General features: G+C 65.5%; 5 protein-coding genes. 2 read left to right on the forward strand and 3 right to left on the reverse strand.

Annotated elements, in window-relative coordinates; genetic code table 11:
• On the reverse strand, nt 1-1,184 hold a 1,184-nt coding region (locus L0G76_RS14140; protein ID WP_304357803.1), incomplete at its 3' end, for a sensor histidine kinase.
• Nucleotides 1,185-1,454: 270 nt separating this feature from the next.
• Between L0G76_RS14140 and phoU the strand changes: the two genes are divergently transcribed.
• Nucleotides 1,455-2,117 (forward strand): phosphate signaling complex protein PhoU, encoded by a 663-nt coding sequence (gene phoU, locus L0G76_RS14145; protein WP_304357804.1) that lies wholly within the window; start codon nt 1,455-1,457, stop codon nt 2,115-2,117.
• Between the two features lie 89 nt (nt 2,118-2,206).
• On the opposite strand, the gene L0G76_RS14150 is transcribed toward phoU, so the two are convergent.
• Nucleotides 2,207-3,157, reverse strand: coding sequence for an EamA family transporter (locus L0G76_RS14150; protein ID WP_304357805.1), 951 nt, complete (start codon nt 3,155-3,157; stop codon nt 2,207-2,209).
• A 71-nt stretch (nt 3,158-3,228) separates the two neighbouring features.
• Here L0G76_RS14150 and L0G76_RS14155 point away from each other — a divergent pair, with 71 nt between their 5' ends.
• Nucleotides 3,229-4,140, forward strand: coding sequence for a LysR family transcriptional regulator (locus L0G76_RS14155; RefSeq protein ID WP_304357806.1), 912 nt, complete (start codon nt 3,229-3,231; stop codon nt 4,138-4,140).
• 11 nt (nt 4,141-4,151) lie between these two features.
• Here the strand turns inward: L0G76_RS14155 and L0G76_RS14160 are convergent, their stop codons facing one another.
• Nucleotides 4,152-4,895 carry a phosphoglyceromutase gene (locus L0G76_RS14160; RefSeq protein ID WP_304357807.1) on the reverse strand — a complete coding sequence of 248 codons (744 nt, stop codon included), beginning with the start codon at nt 4,893-4,895 and terminating at the stop codon, nt 4,152-4,154.
• Nucleotide 4,896 lies beyond the last annotated feature (1 nt).

Raw genomic sequence — 4,896 nt, forward strand, 5'->3', positions numbered from 1 at the left:
TGAGCCGAGTGCTCGAGGAGGACCCCGTCGGGCGCCGAGGAGGTCGCCTCGTCATCGGCGGCGTTGCCCGCCAGCGGCAGAACGACGGTGAAGGTCGATCCCTTGCCGAGGCGGCTCCAGACCTTCACCTGTCCACCGTGAGTGGCGATGATGTGCTTGACGATACTCAGACCCAGCCCGGTTCCACCGGTGATCCGCGACCGTGCCGGGTCGACGCGGTAGAACCGTTCGAAGACCCTCTCCGTGTCCTGGGTGGAGAGCCCTATGCCCTGGTCGGTCACGGAGATCTCAACGCGTTCGTCGACGAGTTCGACGCCGACGCCGATGCGGGTGCCATCGGGTGAGTAGTTGATCGCATTGTCGATGAGGTTGCGCACTGCGTTGACGAGGAGTTCGTAGTTGCCTTCGATGAGCAGCCTGCTCGGAGGTGAGACCTCGATATGGATGTTCTTGCCCTCGGCATGCGTGCGGGCACGGTCAGCGGCATCGTCGACCACCTCGGCGGCGGAGATCTTCTCCGTCGCAGATGGAGCCGTATGGTCCTGGACGCGGGAGAGATCGATGATCTCCTGCACCAGCTGAGTCAGGCGCTTCGACTCCCGCTGCATCCGGCCGCCGAAGCGTTCGACGGCTTGGGGATCATCGGCGAAGTCGGTCACTGCCTCGGCGAGGAGCGACATCGCGCCGATGGGGGTCTTGAGTTCATGGGAGACGTTGGCGACGAAGTCACGTCGAACGGCGTCGACGCGCTTGGACTCGGTCTGGTCGTCGCAGAGGACGAGGACGAAGGCTGTGCCCAGGGGAGCCACGCGAGCATGGAGGAACCTCAGGACCGAGTCCGTCTGCTCACGTTTCTGTTCGAGCTCGATCTCTTCGATGAGGCCTCTGGAGCGGACTCGTCCGACCATGCTCAGCATTTCGGGAGAGGCGAGGGAGTGGCCTCTGACCAGGCCGAAGGTGTAGGCGGCCGGGGAGGCCTTGACGACGTCGTCGCCGGCGTCGAGAACGATCGCGGCCGAGGGCAGCACGGCCAGCACCTCGGCGATGCCCTCCGGCAGGTCGTCCTCGGAATGCAGATCGGCAGCATCACGGGAGCGTTCGCTGAAGCGAAACGCCAGAATTCCCGCTATGCCCAGGCCCAGACCGACGATGCCGGTCAGGACCGCTACGATCAAGAGGTCCACGTCATCAAGCTTATGCGCAGTCTGCTTCACGGGCGCACCGAATCGGGCTCGGAACGTCGCTTTTGCCGAGGAATTCACCTGCATGCCAGACAACGTTCACCCAATCGTGGAAAGCTGACGACAGTGTGCCCGTCGTGACTGGATCACCCCTCGTAAACTGGATCACCCCTCGTAACCGGACTGCTGTCCACCTCAGGACGAGATGAGCCCAGGACGACATGAGGCACGCCAGCCTCGCAAGAGATTCACGAGATTAAGGAACCGTTGTCAATGCGCGAAGTCTTCAGAAATGAGCTGGACGACCTGGCCACGCAGCTGGTCGACATGTCCATCAAGGTCCACGAGGCCGTTCGCCTGGCGAACCAGGCCCTGCGCAGCAACGACCTCGAGCTGGCAGAGAAGGTCATCGAGGCCGACGCCACGATCGACCACATGCAGTACGCGCTCGACCAGCAGGCCGCTGAGATGCTGGCCCTGCAGGCCCCTGTCGCCGCAGATCTGCGCGCGGTCATCGGCTCCCTGCGGATGTCCGCGTCCCTCGAGCGCATGGGCGACCTGGCTCGCCACATCGCCCAGCAGGTGCGCATCCGCTACCCGGAGTCGGCGATTCCCGACCACTTCGCCGACACCTTCACCCGGATGGGCGAGTCCGGAGAGAAGATCGCCGAGGCGACCGAGAACCTGCTGTCGAACCCGGGCCTGACCGCTGTGCCCACGATCAACGCGATCGACGAGGAGCTCGATGAACTGCACCTGAGCGTCTTCGCCAAGCTCGCCGAGGAACCGGCCGGTGCGCTTGCGCCCCGCCACATCGCCGATGTCACGCTGCTTTCGCGCTACTACGAGCGCTTCGGCGACCACGCGGTGTCCGTGTCCCAGAAGGTCGAATACCTGCTCACCGGCAACTGGGAACCGTACCTGTCGAAGAAGTGACATGTCCGCCACCGAGGTGGCGCTGAACATGAGACAACCACGATCGCCGAGGTGATGGCCGGCCGGCCATCACCTCGGCGATCTGCTGTCTACCGTGGCCCTCCGCTGCGCCCGACTTCCTGCATGTCGCCGGCCACGACCTTTCGGCTTCTCCGCTTCCGACCGGTGAAGCTGCGCCCGATGGTCTTCAGCACGCCCGTCGTGACCGCGACGCCCAGGAGCAGGAGGGCCCCGCCGATGAGTTCGGGCACCGTGGGTCGGTCACCGAGGACGAGCCACGCCGAGAGCACACCGACCAGCGGGACGAGCAGCGAGAACGGTGCCACCTGAGAGGCCGGGAACCGAGCGAGCAGCGAGTTCCAGATGACATAGCCGATGAGTGAGGCACAGCCGGCGGTGTAGACGACCGAGGCCACGACGCCCCAGGTCGGGTGGGTGAGGGCATGAGCCACCTCGGCGGGGCCATCGACGAGGAGCGAGAGCGCGAACAGCGGCACGGGCACGACGAGGGCCGACCACACGGTCATCTGCACACCGTTGGTCCCCTCCTTCACGCCGCGGGCGATGACATTCCCGACCGCCCAGGACAGGGAGGCGCCGAGGGCGACGAGGAAAGCGGCGATCGGCACCGAGGCCTGCAGGCTCAGCCCGATGACGCCCAGCCCGGAGAGTCCGATGAGGATGCCGACGATTTGGCGTCGATTCGGAATCTCGCGCAGCGCGAGCGCGGCGACGAGGACGGTGAATGCCGCCTGGATCTGGATGACGATCGAGGCCAGCCCCGCGGGAAGGCCGAGGGACATCGAGGTGTAGAGCAGGCCGAACTGGCCCGCGGACATGAACACGCCGATGAGCAGGACGCGGCGGAAGTTCCCGCGCGGGAACTTCACGAAGAAGATCGCCGGGATGACGACGAAGGTGAAGCGGGCGGCGACGAGGAGCAGCGGCGGCCAGTCCCGCAGCCCGAAGTCGATGAAGATGAAGTTGACACCCCAGAGGACGACGACGAGCAGGGCGAGCATGTAATGGACGGGACGCATGCTTCCAGGATCCCAGCCACGGCATCAAAATTCCATTGAATATAAATGCGTAGTTTCGTTAAAATAATTTGATGATTGATACTCTCGCCCTGCGTACGCTCGTCGCTCTCGACTCGGCCGGATCCGTCACGGCGACCGCCGACGCACTCGGCTACACCTCGGCGGCCATCAGCCATCAGATGCAGAAACTCTCGCGCTACCTCGGGGCGCCTGTGACCGAGCGCACCGGACGCGGGATCGCTCTGACCCCGATGGGCCGCGAGCTCAGCCGTCGCGGTGCCGAGCTGCTCCAGGATCTCGAGAGCCTCGAGACCGAGGCCAGGGCCAGATCGGGCGAACCCCGAGGTCGGATCACGGTGGGCGGGTTCTCGACCGGCATCCGCGGGGTGCTGGTACCCTCCCTGCCGCTGCTCAAGGACACCGCTCCGGAGCTGATGATCACCAACATCGAGGAGGAGCCCGACGAGCTCATCGACATGGTCACGGCGGGCCGGATCGACGCCTCGCTCATCTTCGACTGGCGTGAGGCCTCTCCGCTGCTGCCCTCGACGCTGAATTCCGAACTCATCGCGATCGACCGTGCCGATATCGTCATGCACCGCAACCACCATCTGGCAGCGCGCGGTCAGGTGAGACGGCAGGATCTCCTCGGCGAGGTCTTCGTCTCGGCCCCACGCAACGGTGTCTGTCACCGCTGGCTCACCGCACTCTTCGACACTCTCAATGCCGAGCCGCGGATCGAGTACTGGGCGATGGAGTACGACACGCAGATCGAGTTCGTCCGAGCGGTGGGCGCCCTGGCGCTGGTGCCGCGGCTGGGACGCCCGCACCTGCCCGACGACGTCACCGTCGTCGAGCTCGACGATCCCAGCATCGCCCGCTGGATCTACCTCGTGTGGCGGGCCTCGATGAGCGCCTCACCGGCGATCGGCCTTCTCCTCGAACAGATGAAGGCGGTCGCCGAGGCGGCTGCCGGGAAGTGAGAGCCTGAGCCTCAGCGGCCCTGGTTGGCGACCTGGCCGATCGCGGCTTCGGCGGCAGCGGCATCGAGGTACGTTCCGCCGGGCTTGACGGGGGTGAAGTCCTCGGTCAGCTCGTAGTGCAGCGGAATGCCGGTGGGAATGTTGAGGCCGGTGATGTCGGCGTCGGAGATTCCGTCGAGGTGCTTGACGAGTCCGCGCAGCGAATTGCCGTGGGCGACGACGAGCACGGTGCGTCCGACGGTGAGCTCGGGGACGAGCCGGTCGTACCAGTACGGCAGGAGACGGTCGATGACATCGGCCAGGCATTCCGTCCGCGGCAGGGAATCGCCGAGGTTGGCGTAGCGCGGGTCCCCGGCCTGTGAGAACTCGGAGGCATCGCCGAGGGCCGGCGGCGGGGTGTCGAAGGAGCGACGCCAGGTCATGAACTGCTCTTCGCCGAACTCCTCGCGGATCTCCTTCTTGTTCTTGCCCTGCAGAGCACCGTAGTGGCGTTCGTTGAGTCGCCAGCTGCGGTGGACGTCGAGCCAGGAGAGATCGGCGGCCTCGAGCGCCAGATTCGAGGTGAGGATGGCCCGCTTGAGGCGGGAGGTGTACACGACGTCGGGGATGAGGTCGGCCTCGCGCAGGAGCTCTCCGGACCGCTGCCCCTCCGCCCGGCCCTTGTCCGTCAGGGTCACGTCGACCCAACCGGTGAACAGATTCTTCTGGTTCCATTCGCTCTCGCCGTGGCGCAGCAGGATGAGGTTATGCGTCATG

This window comes from Brevibacterium picturae, assembly GCF_030453725.1.
In the GTDB taxonomy this organism is placed as follows: domain Bacteria; phylum Actinomycetota; class Actinomycetes; order Actinomycetales; family Brevibacteriaceae; genus Brevibacterium; species Brevibacterium sandarakinum_A.

Excerpts from the sequence above, each read along its gene's own strand:
- phoU (WP_304357804.1), top strand. The coding sequence starts at position 1,455 with ATGCGCGAAGTCTTCAGAAATGAGCTGGACGACCTGGCCACGCAGCTG.
- L0G76_RS14150 (WP_304357805.1), bottom strand. The coding sequence starts at position 3,157 with ATGCGTCCCGTCCATTACATGCTCGCCCTGCTCGTCGTCGTCCTCTGG.
- L0G76_RS14155 (WP_304357806.1), top strand. The coding sequence starts at position 3,229 with ATGATTGATACTCTCGCCCTGCGTACGCTCGTCGCTCTCGACTCGGCC.
- L0G76_RS14160 (WP_304357807.1), bottom strand. The coding sequence starts at position 4,895 with ATGACGCATAACCTCATCCTGCTGCGCCACGGCGAGAGCGAATGGAAC.